Genomic DNA, 16,571 nt, shown 5'->3' on the forward strand with positions numbered 1-16,571 from the left:
TACAAGCAAAGCATTACGCATTCGGTTTAAAGGAGATCGAGAGGAATGACAAGTATTCCTTATGAATTGGAACAATCTATCGGCTATAAATTAACCATTGCTTCACGTCTGGCTAGCAATCGTTTGAATCAGCAATTCCGCGATGCCGGATATCCGGTTACGTATGAACAATGGATTCTGGTATCGTATTTATGGAAAAGGGATGGACAGACTCAGAATCGTCTGGCACGACTGTCACGCAAAGATCAGCCTAGCGTCTCGCGCTTAGTGGACAATATGATTCGGCGCGGTATGGTCACCAGAGTTCCACATCCAGACGATCGTCGTACCAATCTGATCTATCTGACCGATTATTGCCGCAGTATCTTGGATGATCTGGCTGCCAAAGCATATCAGACGATCGAAGAGATTTTCAAAGGATTTACAAGTGAAGAACGCGAGCTAACTGTCAAGCTAATCGATCGTATGATTAAAAACATGGATTAATGTATATTCCAGTTTCTGTTAACTTTTTGTCATTCTGGTTAAAAAGAAGATGAGTGATAAAAAATGAACAGGAGGGATATGCAATGATTTCAACGGAAGAAAGACAACGCTGCATCGAAGCTTGTATCCAATGTGTGGAAGCTTGTAACAACTGTTATACGTCATGCTTGGGTGAAAAGGACATTGATATGATGCGGGAGTGCATCCGTCTGGATCGTGAATGTGCCGATATGTGCCAATTTGCGATTAAGGTGATGAGCACGAACAGCCCGTATTTGCAACAAATTTGTGAGCTATGTGCGCAAATCTGTGAAGATTGTGCCAATGAATGCGGCAAGCATCATCATGATCATTGTCAGCGCTGTGCGGAAGCCTGCCGTCATTGTGCAGAGGCTTGCCGCAGTATGGTTGCCTGATTGTAATGCTTTACAATGAAACAAGCTTTAGCAAAAACCGGATGGCGGATGTTACCGCAGCCGGTTTTTTGCCGTGTGTATCGGTTTGTTCATACCGGTATATCCGAATAGGGGCAAGGTGTCTAATTACGATCAGGTTATATGGCATTCAAACGATACGGTATACGGATTGGATAGCACTGTACCATAACCGTTTACCATTGCACACATGACACAAGCGTGCCATACTGGATAGAATGGGTGAAGCAATAATCAGAATCATTCATACAGCTGTATGCTTCGCTGTCATGATGAATATCGTTGTTGTGCAAATGTTTTAATAATAAGGTATAGTAGAATATGATGTTGACGGTAAAGGAGATTAGTCATGATTGCAAAAACAGAGCAAGATATCGAAGGCTTAAAGAAAATTGGTAAAGTGGTCGCTATCATCCGCGACGAACTCAAAAATATGGCACAACCCGGTGTACGTACGATCGATCTGGATCGCCGTGCAGGGGAATTGTTTGAACAGTACGGTGCATTGTCCGCACCGAAAGTAACCTATGATTTCCCCGGATTCACCTGTATTAGCATTAACGAAGAAGTGGCTCACGGTATTCCTGGTGAGCGCGTTATTCAAGAAGGCGATATGGTCAATGTAGACGTATCTGGTTCGTTGGATGGTTATTTTGCTGATACTGGCGTATCGTTCGTAGTCGGCAAAGGGAATCCGCAACTGGAAGCGCTATGCGATGCGTCCATTCAAGCATTCGATGCTGCCATGAAAAAGATCAAAGCTGGTTCCAAGCGTAGCAATGCTGGAAAAGCGAGTCATAATACCGCTCGTAAGTTGGGCTTCACGGTAATCACCAATCTAACTGGGCACGGCATCGGTAAAGGATTGCATGAAGAACCGGAATATATCCTTAGCTATTATGATCCAACCGATAACGATCTGTGGAAGGAAGGCTCTGTCATTGCCTTTGAACCTTTCGTATCGACTAAAGCTGAAGAAGTGGATGAAAGCAATGACGGCTGGACGCTGAAAACGGCGGATGGCAGCTATGTTGCGCAATATGAGCATACGCTGATTATTACCAAGGGCGAGCCGATCATTTTGACCCGCTAACAACAAAAAAGCCGCATGACCGAAGAATGTTCTCCGTCGTGCGGCTTTGTTATTTGCAATTTATACTGGAACGTCGTAAAATAAAAAATGCTCTGCAAAAATGCAGAACAGTGTGAAGTAACGCTATTATTTTTAAGATTAGCATGTTCTTTATGGATTTGTCAAGATTTTTTTTGAGCAGGTTAGTTGTACGTTAGTAATCATCCATAACTAGAATGAGTCCTCGGCAGAACTGGGGATAATATAACAACAGACAGACGGCATCGTGCCGATCTGTACAATTGATGGAGCAAAGGGGATGGCAGTATGGCAATAGAAGATCAGGACTGGAAGATGGAGCAGCAGCGTGTCGATGATGTGACTGCCAAGATCAACAGCAAGATGGCTGTACTGGAACAGCAGGTTGGCGAAAGCCGCGGCGATGTGGTTGGTATGCGGAAGGACTTCTGGGACGAAGTATCGATCAACCTTAGTGAGCAGGATGATGTCGGCGAGACGTCGACTAGCTTGCGTCAGCAATCGCAAGTATTGTCTGAGCTAGAGCTGAGTCACCGTCGTTCCAGTTTGACACTGGACAAGCTGCGTCGTCTGTCCGGTTCCCCGTATTTTGGACGAATTGATTTTCAGGAGCATGGCAGTGATCAGACCGAGCAGATCTATCTTGGGATCGGTTCATTTTTGGATGATAACGAAGAGGATTTTCTAATCTATGATTGGCGTGCACCTGTATCTAGTCTGTATTACGACGGTGCACCGGGAAAGGCGTCATATCGCACACCAGTCGGCAACATCGAAGGCAAGATGGAACTGAAGCGCCAGTTTGTCATTCGTGATGCAGATATCAAAGTACTATTTGATACCGGAGTGACAATCGGCGACGAGCTGTTGCAACAAGTATTGAGCCATAGCGCGGACAATCAGATGAAGAATATCGTTGCTACAATTCAAAAGGAACAGAATAGCGTCATTCGTAACGATAAAAGTCGGATGCTGATCGTGCAAGGAGCGGCGGGAAGCGGGAAAACGTCTGCTGCGCTGCAACGGGTCGCGTACCTGCTGTATCGGTACCGCGAAGTGTTGCGGGCGGATCAGATGGTGCTCTTTTCCCCGAATTCGATGTTCAACAGTTATGTGGCAACCGTGCTACCGGAGCTGGGCGAAGAAAATATGCTGCAAACGACATTCCAATCGTATCTGGAAGTGCGCATCGGGCGTGAATTCGATCTGGAAGATGTCTTTTCACAAATGGAATATTTGCTCGCTTGGTCGGACGATGATGGACATCCGGCGCGTGTGCAGGGCATTCGCTACAAATCATCGCTGGATTATTTCCATGCGATTCGTCGCTATGCCGAGCAATTGCTACAAAAGGATATGAAATTCCGCCCGGTTCGTTTTCAAGGACGTGAGATTGTGTCGTCGCAGCGGATGCTGGACAAGTTCTATAGCTACGATCCAGCGGTGAAGCTGGGGAATCGGATCGAAGATATGCGTGATTGGTTGCTCAAGGAAGTGAACGATTTTGGGCACAATGAGCGCAAAGAGCCGTGGGTGGAAGAGCAGATTCAGATGCTAACGACCGACGATTATCATCGTGCATATACGATGATGCGGCGCAAGCAGAAGAACAAGTCGGTTTCATTTGACGATTTCCAATTGCAATCAGAGATGGCGGCGCGGATGGTAGTGAACAACTGGCTGAAGCCGTTACGCAAATGGACGAAACGGCTGCGTTTTATCGATCTAACAGGCTTGTATCGCGCGCTGTTTGAAGATGAGCAGCTGATGGCTGGTTTGAATCATGGCAATGTGCCAGAGGGCTGGTATGAGTTTGCACCACAAACGGTGAATCGTATGCGTCAGGGCGAGCTGGGATATGAAGATGCAACACCATATTTATATCTAAAAGAGCATCTGCAAGGCTTCCGCTCCAATACGGCGATCAAGCATGTAATCGTCGATGAGGTGCAGGATTACTCGCCATTCCAGCTTCAATTCATGAAACGATTATTCCCGCGTGCGCGCATGACGGCGCTCGGTGATCTGAATCAGGCAATCTACAGCCATAATTCAGTCTTTGACGAAGAAGAACCGCTGTTGGAGCTGTATGGTAAGGATCAGACAGAGCTGATCCGATTGACGCGCAGTTATCGCTCCACATACGAGATTGTTGATTTTACGCGGTCGATGATTCCGGGCGGTGAGCATATCGTGCCATTCAACCGTCGCGGCGACAAGCCGATTGTGAATCTGTACGATGATCGGGATGATATGCATCAGGAGATTGTGCGCAATATTCATCAGTTACAGCAGCAAGGCTATCAATATACGGCGATTATTTGTAAAACAGAGAGTGAATGCGCTGAAGCTTACGAAGCGCTGCGAGGTCAGATTACGATGCGTAAAATGACCAAAAACACGCCAGTATTTGAAAAAGGGACGATCATCATTCCAGCGTATTTGGCAAAAGGTGTAGAGTTTGACGCGGTCATTCTGTACAATGCGTCTGCGGATCAGTATCATCGGGAAGCGGAGCGAAAGTTATTTTATACCGCGTGTACGCGTGCAATGCATCTGCTGTATGCGTATTCGGTCGGTGAGGTGACGCCATTCATTCAGCAGGTGAATGAAGAGCTGTACGAGCGTCATGATTATCGCGGTTGATTGCAAACGGCGATGATGCAGCTAACCCAATCACAGGGCTTTTTACGCTAGAATGTAAAAAGCCCTGTTTTCTATAGAAAGGAGACGAACATAGATGAATCGCAGACAACGTAATAAGATCATTCCCAGCGAATGGGTGATCGTCTGTCAGTTGGATAAGCAATCAGCTACATATAATAGGTATGAATTGTGGGCATTCGATTGGAAGCGTGGTGCACGTATGAGCTGGGAAGGATGGACGACGCGCGAAGAGCTACTTGCCTTCCATGTACCAATCCGTCGCAAAATAGGCGGCAAAGCTACAATCACCATCCCAGTTGCCAAACTGGCAAAGCGTGCACAATGGCTGAATGTGAATGAGCAGCAATACGAGCAACTTCAGCCTGTTTTATATCAATCGGTTACGTATCGCCAATGGCAGCAGTGGAAACAAACGCTAGACAAGGCATCCTCGTATTGCTAAGAGTAACAATGACGAATGACAAATCATGTAGCGGTAAGCAGATCGACTGTCACATGCTGCTGGCAAAATCAGATCGTTCGCACATCCGCCAGCAGCTCCGTCGTGCGAGTGGAATACATGCCGTGTAGCTCCTTGCGATAACGCGATGGTGTACAGCCATGATGCTGCTTGAATACCGAGATAAAATAACTCAGACTATCAAATCCAACCTCCAGCGAAATATCTACAATTTTGCGGTCGCTGTTTTCCAGCCATCGACATGCTTGCTGGGTGCGATAACGATTGATGTACTCAATCGGGCTTTTCTGAGTGAGACTTTTGAAAAAACGACAGAAATGTCCTTCACTCATATTGACGATATCTGCCAACTCACGCAAACGCAGCGGCTGCTGGTAATGCGCATGAATATGACTGAGCACCGTTTTGAGCCGTTCCATTCGGTCACTTACGGCAGGCTGCTGCTCCAATGGATGATCCATATGCTCATACATAAGCCCAATGATCAGATACAGATACGCTTTGGTCGTCAATTCATAGGCAACCGGACGTTGTAAATTCACTTGAATTATTTGTTCCAACAGCTCCAGAATGCGCTGTTGCCATGACAATGACGGATCAAGATGCAGCGGTGCATGTACCTGCCGTGCCAGCAGGGGGTCCAGATAATTGCCCTGCAAATGATCGTAGGAAGCGCTATCCAGCAGCGACATGCCAAACACGACCGCACAATAACTACACATCTCGCCATCGACACGATAAGCGGTATGAATCTCACCGCTATTGACGAAGATCGCTTCTCCAGTCTTGACCTCGCAGTTCACCCCACCAACTTGAAACAACGCACGCCCCTCAGTTACTAGAATAAACTCCGGCTCCTGATGCCAGTGACATTCCAGAATCACCTCATCGCGCAGATCGTTCATTTCATAAATGCTTACCGGATACATCGTACTGCCGTGAATCCGGTTTTCGCGTAGCGTGTCGCGCATTCGTTCCAGACTCTGCATGTTCATTCCTCCCGTACATCAAAATCACGATACTTTTCATCAAAATAAAAGAAGAAAAGCGCTTTCTTAATCAATATCATTATACACAGAGATGAAGGTATAAGCCAAATGGCAATTATGATACTGGATGATTCCAGCTGAAAGGAAGAATATTATGAAATTTACTGATGGCTACTGGATGACACGCGAAGGGTACAGCATGCAGCATCCAACGGATATTCGCGATATTGTACGCAAAGGCGACGAAGTAACTCTCTATGCAGCAACAAAACGTGTTCAGCACAAAGGCGATACACTGAACGGTGCACTATTAAAAGCTACAATCAGCTCCCCACTGCCAGATGTGATCAAAGTGACACTGAACCACCACAAGGGCGGTTTGACTAAATATCCACAATTTGAACTGGCACAAGCAGATACCGATATTGTGATCGAAGAGAGCGAACAGGAACTGACCTTTACAAGTGGCAAGCTCAAAGCATCTGTTCAGAAAAATACTGGCTGGAATATTAGCTTTGACTATGGCAACCGTCATCTGACTGGTAGCGTACCTAGAGGACCTGCTTACATTAATGGACCTGAGAAGAGCGTCTATTTCCGCGAGCAATTGCAGCTTGGCATTGGCGAATACATTTACGGATTAGGCGAACGTTTTACCCCGTTTGTGAAAAATGGTCAAACGGTAGATATCTGGAACGAAGATGGCGGAACGAGTAGTGAACAAGCATACAAGAGTATCCCCTTCTATCTGTCCAGTCAGGGCTACGGCGTATTCGTTAATCACCCAGAAAAAGTATCATACGAGATTGCTTCGGAAAATGTATCCAAAGTCCAATTCAGCGTAGAAGGCGAGACGCTGGAGTATTTTATTATCGGTGGTACGAATCCGAAGGAAGTACTGAACAATTACACTGCACTGACAGGCAAACCTGCATTGCCACCCGCATGGACATTCGGTCTGTGGCTGACGACATCATTTACGACGGATTATGATGAAGAAACGGTCAATCACTTTGTCGATGGTATGGCAGAGCGTGATTTGCCATTGTCGGTATTCCATTTTGACTGCTTCTGGATGAGAGAATACCAGTGGTCGGATTTCAAATGGGATGAGCGCATGTTCCCTGATCCAGAAGGAATGCTGAAGCGCCTCAAAGACAAAGGCTTGAAAATCTGCGCGTGGATTAACCCGTATATTGCTGAGAAATCATACCTGTTCGATGAAGGAATGGAGCATGGCTATCTGGTCAAACGTCCAGACGGTAGCGTGTGGCAATGGGATATGTGGCAGGCAGGTATGGCTTTGGTCGATTTTACCAATCCATCCGCAGTGAAATGGTATCAGGATAAGCTGAAAGTACTCATCGATCAAGGCGTCGATTCATTCAAAACCGACTTCGGTGAACGCATCCCGACGGATGTCGTGTACTTTGACGGCTCCGATCCGGTCAAAATGCACAACTATTATACCTTCCTGTACAACAAAGCTGTATTCGAGTTGCTAGAAGACAATCTCGGTAAAAACGAAGCGGCATTGTTCGCACGCTCCGCTACGGTAGGTGGACAACAATTCCCGGTTCACTGGGGTGGCGACTGCTCGTCGACGTTTGAATCAATGGCAGAATCACTGCGCGGTGGATTGTCGCTAGGTGTGTCCGGTTTTGGTTTCTGGAGCCACGACATCTCCGGCTTCGAAATGACTGCCGCCCCAGCCGTATACAAACGCTGGGTTCAATTCGGGATGCTCTCTTCGCATAGCCGTCTGCACGGAAATGAATCGTATCGTGTACCTTGGTTGTTTGACGAAGAGTCAGTAGACGTGGTGCGCAAGTTTACCAAGCTAAAATGCACTTTGATGCCATACCTGTTCGAAGCGGCAGTTACCGCATCTGAGCAAGGCACACCGATGATGCGCCCGCTAGTGTTGGACTTTTCCAATGATCCAACTACTCATACGCTGGATCGCCAGTATATGTTCGGCGATTCGCTACTCGTCGCTCCCATCTTCAACGAGCAGGGCGAAGTGACGTACTATGTACCAGACGGACAATGGTTCAACCTACTGACGAACGAAACCGTACAGGGCGGTCGCTGGTATCGTCAAACCTTTGATTATATGACTCTGCCATTGCTTGCCAAACCAAACAGCATTATCGCCTTCGGCAACCAAGACAGCAAACCGGATTACGACTATACCGATGGTGTCCAGCTTCACCTGTTCAACTTGGAAGAAGGCGCCACAGCATCCACCCGAATCGTAAACCAAACCGGACAACCGTCCGCAACTATAACCGCAACACGCACCAATGGCACCATCGAGATCCAAACCGAAGGCACCTTGACCAACTGGACAGCCACCCTACGAGGCATCACCAACGCCACATCCGTAGAAGGAGCCACCCAAGAGTCTAACGAACAAGGAATCCTGCTTACCCCAACCGCCAATATCATCCGCATCACCCTGTAACACCCAAACGAACGATACACTTCCCAAGCAAACCTTACGCGACATGCGCAAGGTTTGCTTTTTTCATCCATTTAGGGTTTTAATCTCTACACATGACATAGGAGCACGGAACGGAGGGAAGGAAATAAGGGATAAGGACGACTTAGAGTGTTTGCGGACTCCAAACACGAGGTTCAATAAAGAGTGATTTTTGCGAAGCGAAATATCTTACTGCTTTGGAGGGGCGGGAATCTTCATTTCTTCCTAATCCCAAAGATTGCCGCGGCTCCACCGGAGTCCGTTTCCTTATTCCTTCCCAGAGTGAATGTCACCCATATAAGCAGTATAGGCTCACAGCCTATCTATGTTAAAAGTTGCATTCCCTTTCCCAAAGCCGTACTATAATATCAGCATAAAAACGCTACCATTTCCATTTCACTCACAAGGAGGAACACCATGAAGCTGAACCGTATTCAATCCATTCGCACCAACAATTTTAAAGACACCGAAATGCTTGAGAAAATCCAGCACGTCTGGAAAGAAGCCTATCAACAACAACAGCAGGATGCCGCTAGCACCTTGTATGGCGTCTATTATGACTACGAAAGTAACTACAAAGGCGACTATTCCCTCAGCACTGCGGTAGCCAATGACCACAGATCAGCAGAAAGTCTGGATATCCCCGAAGATGCACCGTACCGCATTTTTCAAGTGAACGGAACCGACAAGCAAAAGGTATTGCAGCAATGGAAGCAAATTTGGCAGCTTGAAGAGAGCGGCGAACTGATCCGCGCCTACACTGTTGATTACGAGAAATACGAACCGGACGGCACCGTAAGCATACATATTGCCGTAGCGCCGGATAGCAGCGAAACCGCTGTGTAATAACGACAGCAACGTATGTTACGGAGCTAGAACGTTATCCCATGCCAAAATAAAATCAAGCCCGTTCTCCCTTCAATCTATACAGGGAAAACGGGCTTGGTTGGTTATTATGGAATCTCTTGCTTTTTATCATCGAATTACATCTTATCAACTACTATCTCATCCACTACTATCTCACCGACTCACATCGTATTCATATTAGTCTACTTTGATATGAACGGACTGACTTTGTGCAGGTGTCTTTTTCGCTTTCACCATATAGATCGCGCCGATCACGATATACAGCGCAACAAATACGACCGAATACCGATACATGGACGTATAGCTGGTTGCACTGGCAATCGTACCGAGGATCATCGCACCTAGTGCAACACCGAGGTCAAGGGAGTTGAGGAACATGCCGTTTGCCATCCCGCGCTGATGCGGATTAACGACCTGAATCATCCATGTTTGCATCGTTGGCTGCAATGCTCCCCAGCCAAGCCCATAACAGAGCGCTGCACCGAACAGACCGAGTGTAGAGTGGGCGAGAGACAGCAGTAATAGTCCAGCGATCAACAATACCGCACCGGGAATCAGCAATGCTTTAGGACCAAAGCGATCATACAGTTTGCCGGAAAATGGACGGATCAGAATAACCGCCAGCGCATTAAACAGGAAAAAGTAACCCGGATTAGCAATATGCGCTTCACTGCCAAACAACGCAATAAAGCTGACTAGACCACCATATGTGATCGACATCAGGAAATTGAGCAAACTTGGTAATAGCAGTTTTTTCTCAAAGGTAGACGGCTTACGTGCTGCATCTGATAAAGCAGTTGTTGCAACATCAGTTTGCGCCGATTGTACAGCATTTTGCTGCGTAGGTACATTCATTGCGTTTGCACTGTACGCTTGTTCTTGCTGTACTGCCTGTTTCCGTTTCTTACTGCTGATCAGACGATAGGCGAGAGGGAAGAGGATCAGAATGAAGATCGAGCCGATCACAACCAGCGGCGTGAAGCCGTATTGCTTCTCTACCCACATCCCGATCATTGGACCAATCGACATGGAGATCGTAGTGGAGAGACCGAAGTAACCCATTCCTTCACCCATCCGGTTACGCGGAATAATATCCGAAGCCATCGTCGGGAAGGTTGTACTATACATCCCGAACCCAAACCCGAAAATAACCCGCATCACTAACAGTGCAACAATCGTAGCACTGAAATAATACCCAACTGTACCAAATAGCGCAATTGCCAAACCACCAAACAAAATCACATTACGCTTACCTAACTCTAACGCACGCGCTGAGAACAGCCGAGCGACAATCGCCGATAGTGCCATCAAGCTAGTACAGAGACTCACATAAAAGTCACCTGCATGAAAGTGTGAGCGCATATACAGCGGTAGCGAAGACAGAATCATATGCAAATTCAAGAAGACGAGCAGATTGCACGCCGTTAATACTAGAAATTCCCCCGTCCATAACTTTGCAGCAGGCTTGTCATCAGACTGTCCAGCAGCTTGCGGGGAAATCATATCGTTTTTCGTTTGTTCCATAACAGGTATTCTCCATTTCTCTATCTTTGTTTCCGATTGATTGTGTTATGTCGGTACATCTGTGTCGATATATCGTTTATTCATCCAGCTTGGAGCGCAATTCACGTAGCAATCCGCTCAACTGCTGCATTTGCCCCGGCGTCATCAGCGCAGCCAATTCCTCATGATGCTGCGTCTCGATTTGGTGCACTTTTTCCATTACCGTCCGTCCAGCCTCGTTCGGGTAAACGAGAAAGGCACGCCGATCCTGTGGGTCCATTTCTTTGTAAATGAATTGCTTGCGGTGCAGCACATCGAGAATGCGTGCTGTAGTTGGCTGATCTTTGAACGCATGGGCGGCAAGCTCCTTCTGATTAATCCCTTCATGCATACATAGATGATACAGAATACTCCATTGCTCTGGCGTAATATCGTATTCCTTCAATCGCGCGGCAAATGCGTTGCTCACTTTGCGATACGTACTACCGAGTAAAAAGCCAATTGAATTCAATTCGGTATGTGTATGATTCATATGCGGTTCTCCTCTATACCTATATATTCATCCATATGTGTACCGTTCATGAAAATAGATGTTAATGCAATTATAATTAAAACAACTAAAATGTTCAATAAAAAAACGGGAATCGTGAGATTCCCGTCGTGTGTGTGGTTTCATAAGATGCTGATGATTCACAAAGTAGCTTACTTGGAGCCAGCTTCTTCTTTTACTTGTTCTTTGGCTTGTGGAACAGTTTCCCAGTCTTTCAGGAAGCGCTCAATACCGCTATCTGTCAGTGGGTGTTTCCACAGTGTAGGAACCAGTGTACCAGGGATCGTAGAGATATGTGCACCAGCCAGTGCTGCTTCTCTTACGTGCTCCAGGTTACGGATACTTGCTGCGATGATCTCGGATTTCAGACCATAAGTGTCCAAGATTTGACGCAGATCGCGGATCAGTTGCATACCGTCGATACCGATATCATCCAGACGACCAACGAATGGGCTAATGAAGGTAGCGCCAGCTTTAGCAGCCATCAGACCTTGTGCAGGTGTGAAGATCAGCGTTACGTTGGTTTTGATACCTTCTTTGGACAGTTGGTTACAAGCATACAGACCTTCTTCGGTCATAGGCAGCTTGATTACAACGTTTGGTGCCCATTTTGCGATTTCGTGTGCTTCTTTCAGCATGCCTTCTGCATCGAGGCTGACAACTTCGGCACTAACAGGACCGTCAATAATTTGGCAGATTTCATCGATAACATCTTTGAAAACGCGACCTTCTTTGGCGATCAGGGAAGGGTTGGTTGTTACACCATCCACAATGCCCAGGCGGGCAATACGTTTAATCTCTTCAATGTTACCTGTGTCCAAGAAAAATTTCATTTCTCTGTTCCTCCTCGATAATATATATCATTTAGTATGGTTTTAAACATATGGCAATTTGCCAACTACACAATCCACTGCACGGGTTGGATATGCCTATGTGTACATTACCCAATATCAACCACATCTGCACCTTCATCCGTATGTTTATTTGTGCGTACAAATTGCTTTAAAAATAATGCTTATACTTAGTTTTTACCACAATTCAAAGGTACATACAATGGGGGTGCCAAGGTTTGACCTGTACTTTATAATGAACCACACATAAAACCACATCAAGATGTTGATTTTGAGATAGAGTGTAAAACTAGATATGGTATAAAAAACGGATTATGAATGTCAAAATGAGTCTTTCAAAAAAACAAAAAAATATTTTTGAGATGTTATAAATGGATCGCAAATTTACATTGCACAAGCTGAACTGTTAACCATAATGATGATGTGCATTCTATCTTGTATGAGTTTTGTTTGCGATACAATTGCAGAAAATATAAATTTCCATATTTTAAGAGCTAAGCTATTCACAAAGCATCAAAATTTGTCGAAATAATGAGTAGGTTTATATTGAAGTTTGACATCTACAGGAGTGATCACACATGACAAAAGGTTTTAGAAGTTCAGAAATCAATCCCGCTATACAGGATGTAAATGTTGTAGATATGGTTATCGAGTGTATGAAGTATTTTGAGCACGTCGTTGGCGAAGATCTGATGTTAGGCGTCACTGATTTAAAAGAATTCAAATATTACAAACCTGCCAAGCAACTGGATCTTGGTTTGCGCCCAGGTACGCCAATCGCTTCCGATGATCCGAACCTGAATAATGCACTCAAAAATGGTGTGGTCAGTGTCACTCGTGTTCCTGCTTCCGCGTACGGCTTTGAACTGGATGCTACGTCCGTGCCGCTCAAAGATAAGCATGGCAATATTGTAGGTGCGATCGCTTCAGCTTATACGTTGCAGCATAACGATTTTATGAGCAATGTAACGATTGATATCGAAAGTATCAGTAACCAGCTTAGTGATATGGTACAATTGCTGGCAGCCCAATCTCAGCAAATGTCTGCTACCACTGCGGAAATTCAAAGTAATACGAGTAAAGCAGTAGAAAACTCCAAAGAGGTCAATCAGGTGACTGGTTTTATCCGCGAAATCTCGGAACAAACGAATCTGCTCGGGTTGAACGCTGCCATTGAGGCTGCGCGTGTGGGCGAAGCAGGTGCGGGTTTTGGCGTTGTGGCTTCTGAAGTGCGCAAACTGTCCGTCGATACCAAAAATGCAACTCAGAATATCGAGAGTTCCCTTGGTAGCGTACAGCAGTCCATTTTACAGATGGAAAAAGAAATCTCGGCGATTGCTACTTCATCCAGTGAGCAGGCACAACTGGTGAATGAATTCAGCACGCTGGTTGAAAAGCTAAACAGCGTCAGCCATGATTTCAAAACGTTCATGGATAGCTTCTTGAAATCCCGTTTATAATCTCAATCATTGCATAGATATAGTTAGCAAAGAGCTGGTCCACAGGTGAAACGGACTGGCTCTTTTCTTTGTGTTGGCGATATGGATATACCAAAGCTTGTTTGATATTTGATTTGGAAGATAGTTGTGTGTGTATTTCCAGATAGTAGGCATTGCTTTTTGACAGAAGAGATGTTCTTTTTCATAATAAATAAGAGAAGAACAACAAGATAAATAAGAGAAGAACAACAAGGAAAGGGGTGGAGAGCATGAGCAAGATTTTTCATAATGATTGGGCAGACGTGTTGGAGTCGGAACTGGAGAAGCCATACTATCAGGAGCTGCGTCGTTTTCTGGCTCAGGAGTACCGTTCTACGACCGTTTATCCAGATATGTTCGATATCTATAATGCGCTACATTATACGCCGCTGGAAGGCACGAGGGTCGTTATTCTCGGTCAAGATCCGTATCATGGACCTGGACAGGCGCATGGGCTGAGCTTCTCGGTAAAACCGGGTGTAGATATTCCGCCGTCGTTACATAATATTTATCAGGAGTTACGTGACGATGTGGGCTGTCAGGTGCCGTCGCACGGTTCCTTGATCCACTGGGCAGAGCAGGGAGTCTTGCTGCTCAATGCCGTACTAACCGTACGACGGGCGCAGGCTGCTTCGCACCAGAACAAAGGATGGGAGACATTTACCGATCAGGTGATTGAAGCGGTTAATCAGCGTGAAACACCGGCGGTATTCATTCTCTGGGGCAGTCATGCGCAGCGCAAAGGAGCGAATATCGATACTCGCAAACATTGCATTATCAAATCGCCGCATCCAAGTCCGCTCTCGGCACATCGTGGCTTCTTTGGCAGCAAGCCGTTTTCGCAAGCAAATGAATTTTTGCAATCGCATGGATTGGACCCGGTAGATTGGTGTGTGCCGGAGTAAGCATTGATCCCCTGATCAAGATAGGTCAATTTTGCATAAAACAGGTAGATTTTGGTCAATGTAAGCGTTACAATTATAAAGGTTGAATCACGCTTATGAACAGGGTAAATACAAACGATCATTTCATCCTAAAGGAGGATTTTTCAGTGGAATACCGTGTAGAGAAAGATACAATTGGTGAAATTAACGTTCCAGCCGATAAGTTGTGGGGCGCACAAACACAGCGTAGTAAAGAAAATTTCAAAATCGGTGGCGAAAAAATGCCGATTGAAGTCATTTATGCATTTGCTATGCTGAAAAAAAGTGCTGCTTTGGCGAATGAACAATTGGGCAAGCTGTCTGCTGACAAGACGCAAGCGATTGTTAAAGCAGCGGATGAGATTTTGGACGGTAAATGGGATGAGCATTTCCCACTCGTTGTATGGCAAACCGGTAGCGGCACCCAGTCGAACATGAACGTGAACGAAGTCATTGCACATCGTGGCAATCAATTGCTGGAGCAGGATGGCAAAAGCGACCGTCTTCATCCGAATGACGATGTGAATATGTCGCAAAGCTCCAATGATACGTTCCCTACAGCGCTGCATGTTGCCGGTGTACTCGCAGTAGAGAATGATCTGCTGCCTGCAATCACTGTATTGCAGGAAACACTGATGGCGAAATCCAAAGAATTTATGGATCTGATCAAAATCGGTCGTACGCATCTACAAGATGCAACGCCGTTAACGCTCGGTCAGGAAATTAGCGGCTGGGAAACGATGCTGCACAAATCAAGCCGTATGATTCTGAGCAGCGTAAGCGAAATGAAAGAACTGGCAATCGGCGGTACAGCTGTAGGTACAGGCATCAATGCACATCCAGACTTCGGTCGTCTAGTTGCGGAAAATATCGCTGGTCTGACTGGCAAAATGTTCAGCTCTGCACCGAACAAATTCCATGCGCTGACTAGTCATGACGAAGTGGTCTATGCACATGGCGCGCTAAAAGCACTTGCTGCCGATCTGATGAAGATCGCCAACGATGTACGCTGGCTCGCAAGTGGTCCGCGTAGTGGTCTGGGCGAATTGACAATTCCAGCTAATGAGCCGGGTAGTTCCATTATGCCGGGCAAAGTAAACCCGACTCAATCCGAAGCGATGACGATGGTTGTCACACAGGTGATGGGGAATGACGCGACTATTGGTTTTGCTGCCAGTCAGGGTAACTTTGAACTGAACGTATTCAAGCCGGTTATCATTTACAATTTCCTGCAATCGGTTCGTCTACTCACTGATTCCATTCTATCGTTCAATGAGCATTGTGCGGTTGGGATCGAAGCCAATGTGGACAAAATCCAGTATAACCTCGACAATTCACTCATGCTGGTTACAGCGCTTAACCCGTACATCGGTTACGAAAATGCTGCTAAAATCGCTAAGCATGCACATAAAGAAGGGCTATCCTTGCGCGAAGCAACACTACAAAGCGGTCTGCTGACGGAGGAGCAATTCGACGAATATGTGGTTCCAGCCAAAATGATTCATCCAAAAGCCTGATGAACGTCTGATTGGCAATCAAGCATGGAACTGAATAGAATCAACAACGAAGACCAGCGCCGGACGTCATGCACACAGATGTTATGACCGAAGACGCATCCAAACACCTGCAAGTACTTGAATCCTTGGCGTAAGAAGAGGAGATAGTCTTGGAGGTGTTTTTGCTGTTTTTGTTACAAATATAGGACGCCATTCCGACAAATTTGCGATAAAAAAGACACAATCTGCTCACAATCTATTGCCAAAGTTC

At 46.0% G+C, this 16,571-nt stretch carries 14 protein-coding genes; 10 read left to right on the top strand and 4 right to left on the bottom strand.

The features are described 5' to 3' along the window. The first annotated feature begins 45 nt into the window (after positions 1-45). The 5 genes from ACE3MZ_RS08440 to ACE3MZ_RS08460 all read left to right on the top strand — a co-directional run bounded on the left by ACE3MZ_RS08440 (position 46) and on the right by ACE3MZ_RS08460 (position 5,140). Complete coding sequence (locus tag ACE3MZ_RS08440; protein WP_411346000.1) at positions 46-486, top strand: MarR family winged helix-turn-helix transcriptional regulator; 441 nt, start codon at positions 46-48, stop codon at positions 484-486. An 83-nt stretch (positions 487-569) separates the two neighbouring features. Continuing rightward, positions 570-902, top strand: coding sequence for a four-helix bundle copper-binding protein (locus ACE3MZ_RS08445; RefSeq protein ID WP_411346001.1), 333 nt, complete (start codon positions 570-572; stop codon positions 900-902). 367 nt (positions 903-1,269) lie between these two features. Further along, positions 1,270-2,013: a type I methionyl aminopeptidase gene (gene map / locus ACE3MZ_RS08450; RefSeq protein ID WP_411346002.1), complete on the top strand. Its 744-nt coding sequence runs from the start codon at positions 1,270-1,272 to the stop codon at positions 2,011-2,013. A gap of 306 nt (positions 2,014-2,319) precedes the next feature. Beyond that, entirely contained in the window at positions 2,320-4,677 is a 2,358-nt protein-coding gene (gene helD, locus ACE3MZ_RS08455; RefSeq protein ID WP_411346003.1) for an RNA polymerase recycling motor HelD, read from the top strand. Positions 4,678-4,771: 94 nt separating this feature from the next. Beyond that, positions 4,772-5,140 (top strand): hypothetical protein, encoded by a 369-nt coding sequence (locus tag ACE3MZ_RS08460; RefSeq protein WP_411346004.1) that lies wholly within the window; start codon positions 4,772-4,774, stop codon positions 5,138-5,140. 68 nt (positions 5,141-5,208) lie between these two features. On the opposite strand, the gene ACE3MZ_RS08465 is transcribed toward ACE3MZ_RS08460, so the two are convergent. Further along, the gene (locus tag ACE3MZ_RS08465; RefSeq protein WP_411346005.1) at positions 5,209-6,147 is read right to left on the bottom strand and encodes an AraC family transcriptional regulator; all 939 of its coding nucleotides are present in this window, start codon (positions 6,145-6,147) and stop codon (positions 5,209-5,211) included. A gap of 154 nt (positions 6,148-6,301) precedes the next feature. Here ACE3MZ_RS08465 and yicI point away from each other — a divergent pair, with 154 nt between their 5' ends. After that, positions 6,302-8,614, top strand: a complete 2,313-nt coding sequence (gene yicI / locus ACE3MZ_RS08470) for an alpha-xylosidase (RefSeq protein ID WP_411346006.1) — start codon at positions 6,302-6,304, stop codon at positions 8,612-8,614. Between the two features lie 435 nt (positions 8,615-9,049). Continuing rightward, positions 9,050-9,478: a GyrI-like domain-containing protein gene (locus tag ACE3MZ_RS08475; RefSeq protein WP_411346007.1), complete on the top strand. Its 429-nt coding sequence runs from the start codon at positions 9,050-9,052 to the stop codon at positions 9,476-9,478. Positions 9,479-9,676: 198 nt separating this feature from the next. On the opposite strand, the gene ACE3MZ_RS08480 is transcribed toward ACE3MZ_RS08475, so the two are convergent. The 3 genes from ACE3MZ_RS08480 to fsa form a co-directional block, all read right to left on the bottom strand. Then, on the bottom strand, positions 9,677-11,002 hold the full coding sequence (locus tag ACE3MZ_RS08480; protein ID WP_411346735.1) for an MFS transporter: 1,326 nt from the start codon (positions 11,000-11,002) through the stop codon (positions 9,677-9,679). Positions 11,003-11,099: 97 nt separating this feature from the next. Beyond that, a complete protein-coding gene (locus tag ACE3MZ_RS08485; RefSeq protein ID WP_411346008.1) occupies positions 11,100-11,534 on the bottom strand; it encodes a MarR family winged helix-turn-helix transcriptional regulator in 435 nt (144 codons plus the stop codon). 170 nt (positions 11,535-11,704) lie between these two features. Next, positions 11,705-12,385: a fructose-6-phosphate aldolase gene (gene fsa, locus ACE3MZ_RS08490; protein WP_367056115.1), complete on the bottom strand. Its 681-nt coding sequence runs from the start codon at positions 12,383-12,385 to the stop codon at positions 11,705-11,707. Positions 12,386-12,981: 596 nt separating this feature from the next. Between fsa and ACE3MZ_RS08495 the strand changes: the two genes are divergently transcribed. The 3 genes from ACE3MZ_RS08495 (at position 12,982) to fumC (ending at position 16,321) form a co-directional block, all read left to right on the top strand. Continuing rightward, a complete protein-coding gene (locus tag ACE3MZ_RS08495; RefSeq protein WP_411346009.1) occupies positions 12,982-13,863 on the top strand; it encodes a methyl-accepting chemotaxis protein in 882 nt (293 codons plus the stop codon). A 248-nt stretch (positions 13,864-14,111) separates the two neighbouring features. Continuing rightward, positions 14,112-14,786, top strand: a complete 675-nt coding sequence (locus ACE3MZ_RS08500; protein ID WP_411346010.1) for a uracil-DNA glycosylase — start codon at positions 14,112-14,114, stop codon at positions 14,784-14,786. 146 nt (positions 14,787-14,932) lie between these two features. Continuing rightward, positions 14,933-16,321 carry a class II fumarate hydratase gene (fumC, locus tag ACE3MZ_RS08505; RefSeq protein ID WP_411346011.1) on the top strand — a complete coding sequence of 463 codons (1,389 nt, stop codon included), beginning with the start codon at positions 14,933-14,935 and terminating at the stop codon, positions 16,319-16,321. Positions 16,322-16,571: the final 250 nt, after the last annotated feature.

The sequence above is a fragment of the Paenibacillus sp. WLX1005 genome, from assembly GCF_046603685.1.
Lineage (GTDB): Bacteria > Bacillota > Bacilli > Paenibacillales > Paenibacillaceae > Saccharibacillus.

Bases quoted from the DNA above. Each gene is read 5' to 3' on its own strand.
- yicI (WP_411346006.1), top strand. From the start codon at position 6,302: ATGAAATTTACTGATGGCTACTGGATGACACGCGAAGGGTACAGCATG.
- ACE3MZ_RS08495 (WP_411346009.1), top strand. From the start codon at position 12,982: ATGACAAAAGGTTTTAGAAGTTCAGAAATCAATCCCGCTATACAGGAT.
- fsa (WP_367056115.1), bottom strand. From the start codon at position 12,385: ATGAAATTTTTCTTGGACACAGGTAACATTGAAGAGATTAAACGTATT.
- ACE3MZ_RS08445 (WP_411346001.1), top strand. From the start codon at position 570: ATGATTTCAACGGAAGAAAGACAACGCTGCATCGAAGCTTGTATCCAA.
- map (WP_411346002.1), top strand. From the start codon at position 1,270: ATGATTGCAAAAACAGAGCAAGATATCGAAGGCTTAAAGAAAATTGGT.
- ACE3MZ_RS08475 (WP_411346007.1), top strand. From the start codon at position 9,050: ATGAAGCTGAACCGTATTCAATCCATTCGCACCAACAATTTTAAAGAC.
- ACE3MZ_RS08500 (WP_411346010.1), top strand. From the start codon at position 14,112: ATGAGCAAGATTTTTCATAATGATTGGGCAGACGTGTTGGAGTCGGAA.
- helD (WP_411346003.1), top strand. From the start codon at position 2,320: ATGGCAATAGAAGATCAGGACTGGAAGATGGAGCAGCAGCGTGTCGAT.
- ACE3MZ_RS08460 (WP_411346004.1), top strand. From the start codon at position 4,772: ATGAATCGCAGACAACGTAATAAGATCATTCCCAGCGAATGGGTGATC.
- ACE3MZ_RS08465 (WP_411346005.1), bottom strand. From the start codon at position 6,147: ATGCAGAGTCTGGAACGAATGCGCGACACGCTACGCGAAAACCGGATT.
- ACE3MZ_RS08485 (WP_411346008.1), bottom strand. From the start codon at position 11,534: ATGAATCATACACATACCGAATTGAATTCAATTGGCTTTTTACTCGGT.
- ACE3MZ_RS08440 (WP_411346000.1), top strand. From the start codon at position 46: ATGACAAGTATTCCTTATGAATTGGAACAATCTATCGGCTATAAATTA.
- ACE3MZ_RS08480 (WP_411346735.1), bottom strand. From the start codon at position 11,002: ATGATTTCCCCGCAAGCTGCTGGACAGTCTGATGACAAGCCTGCTGCA.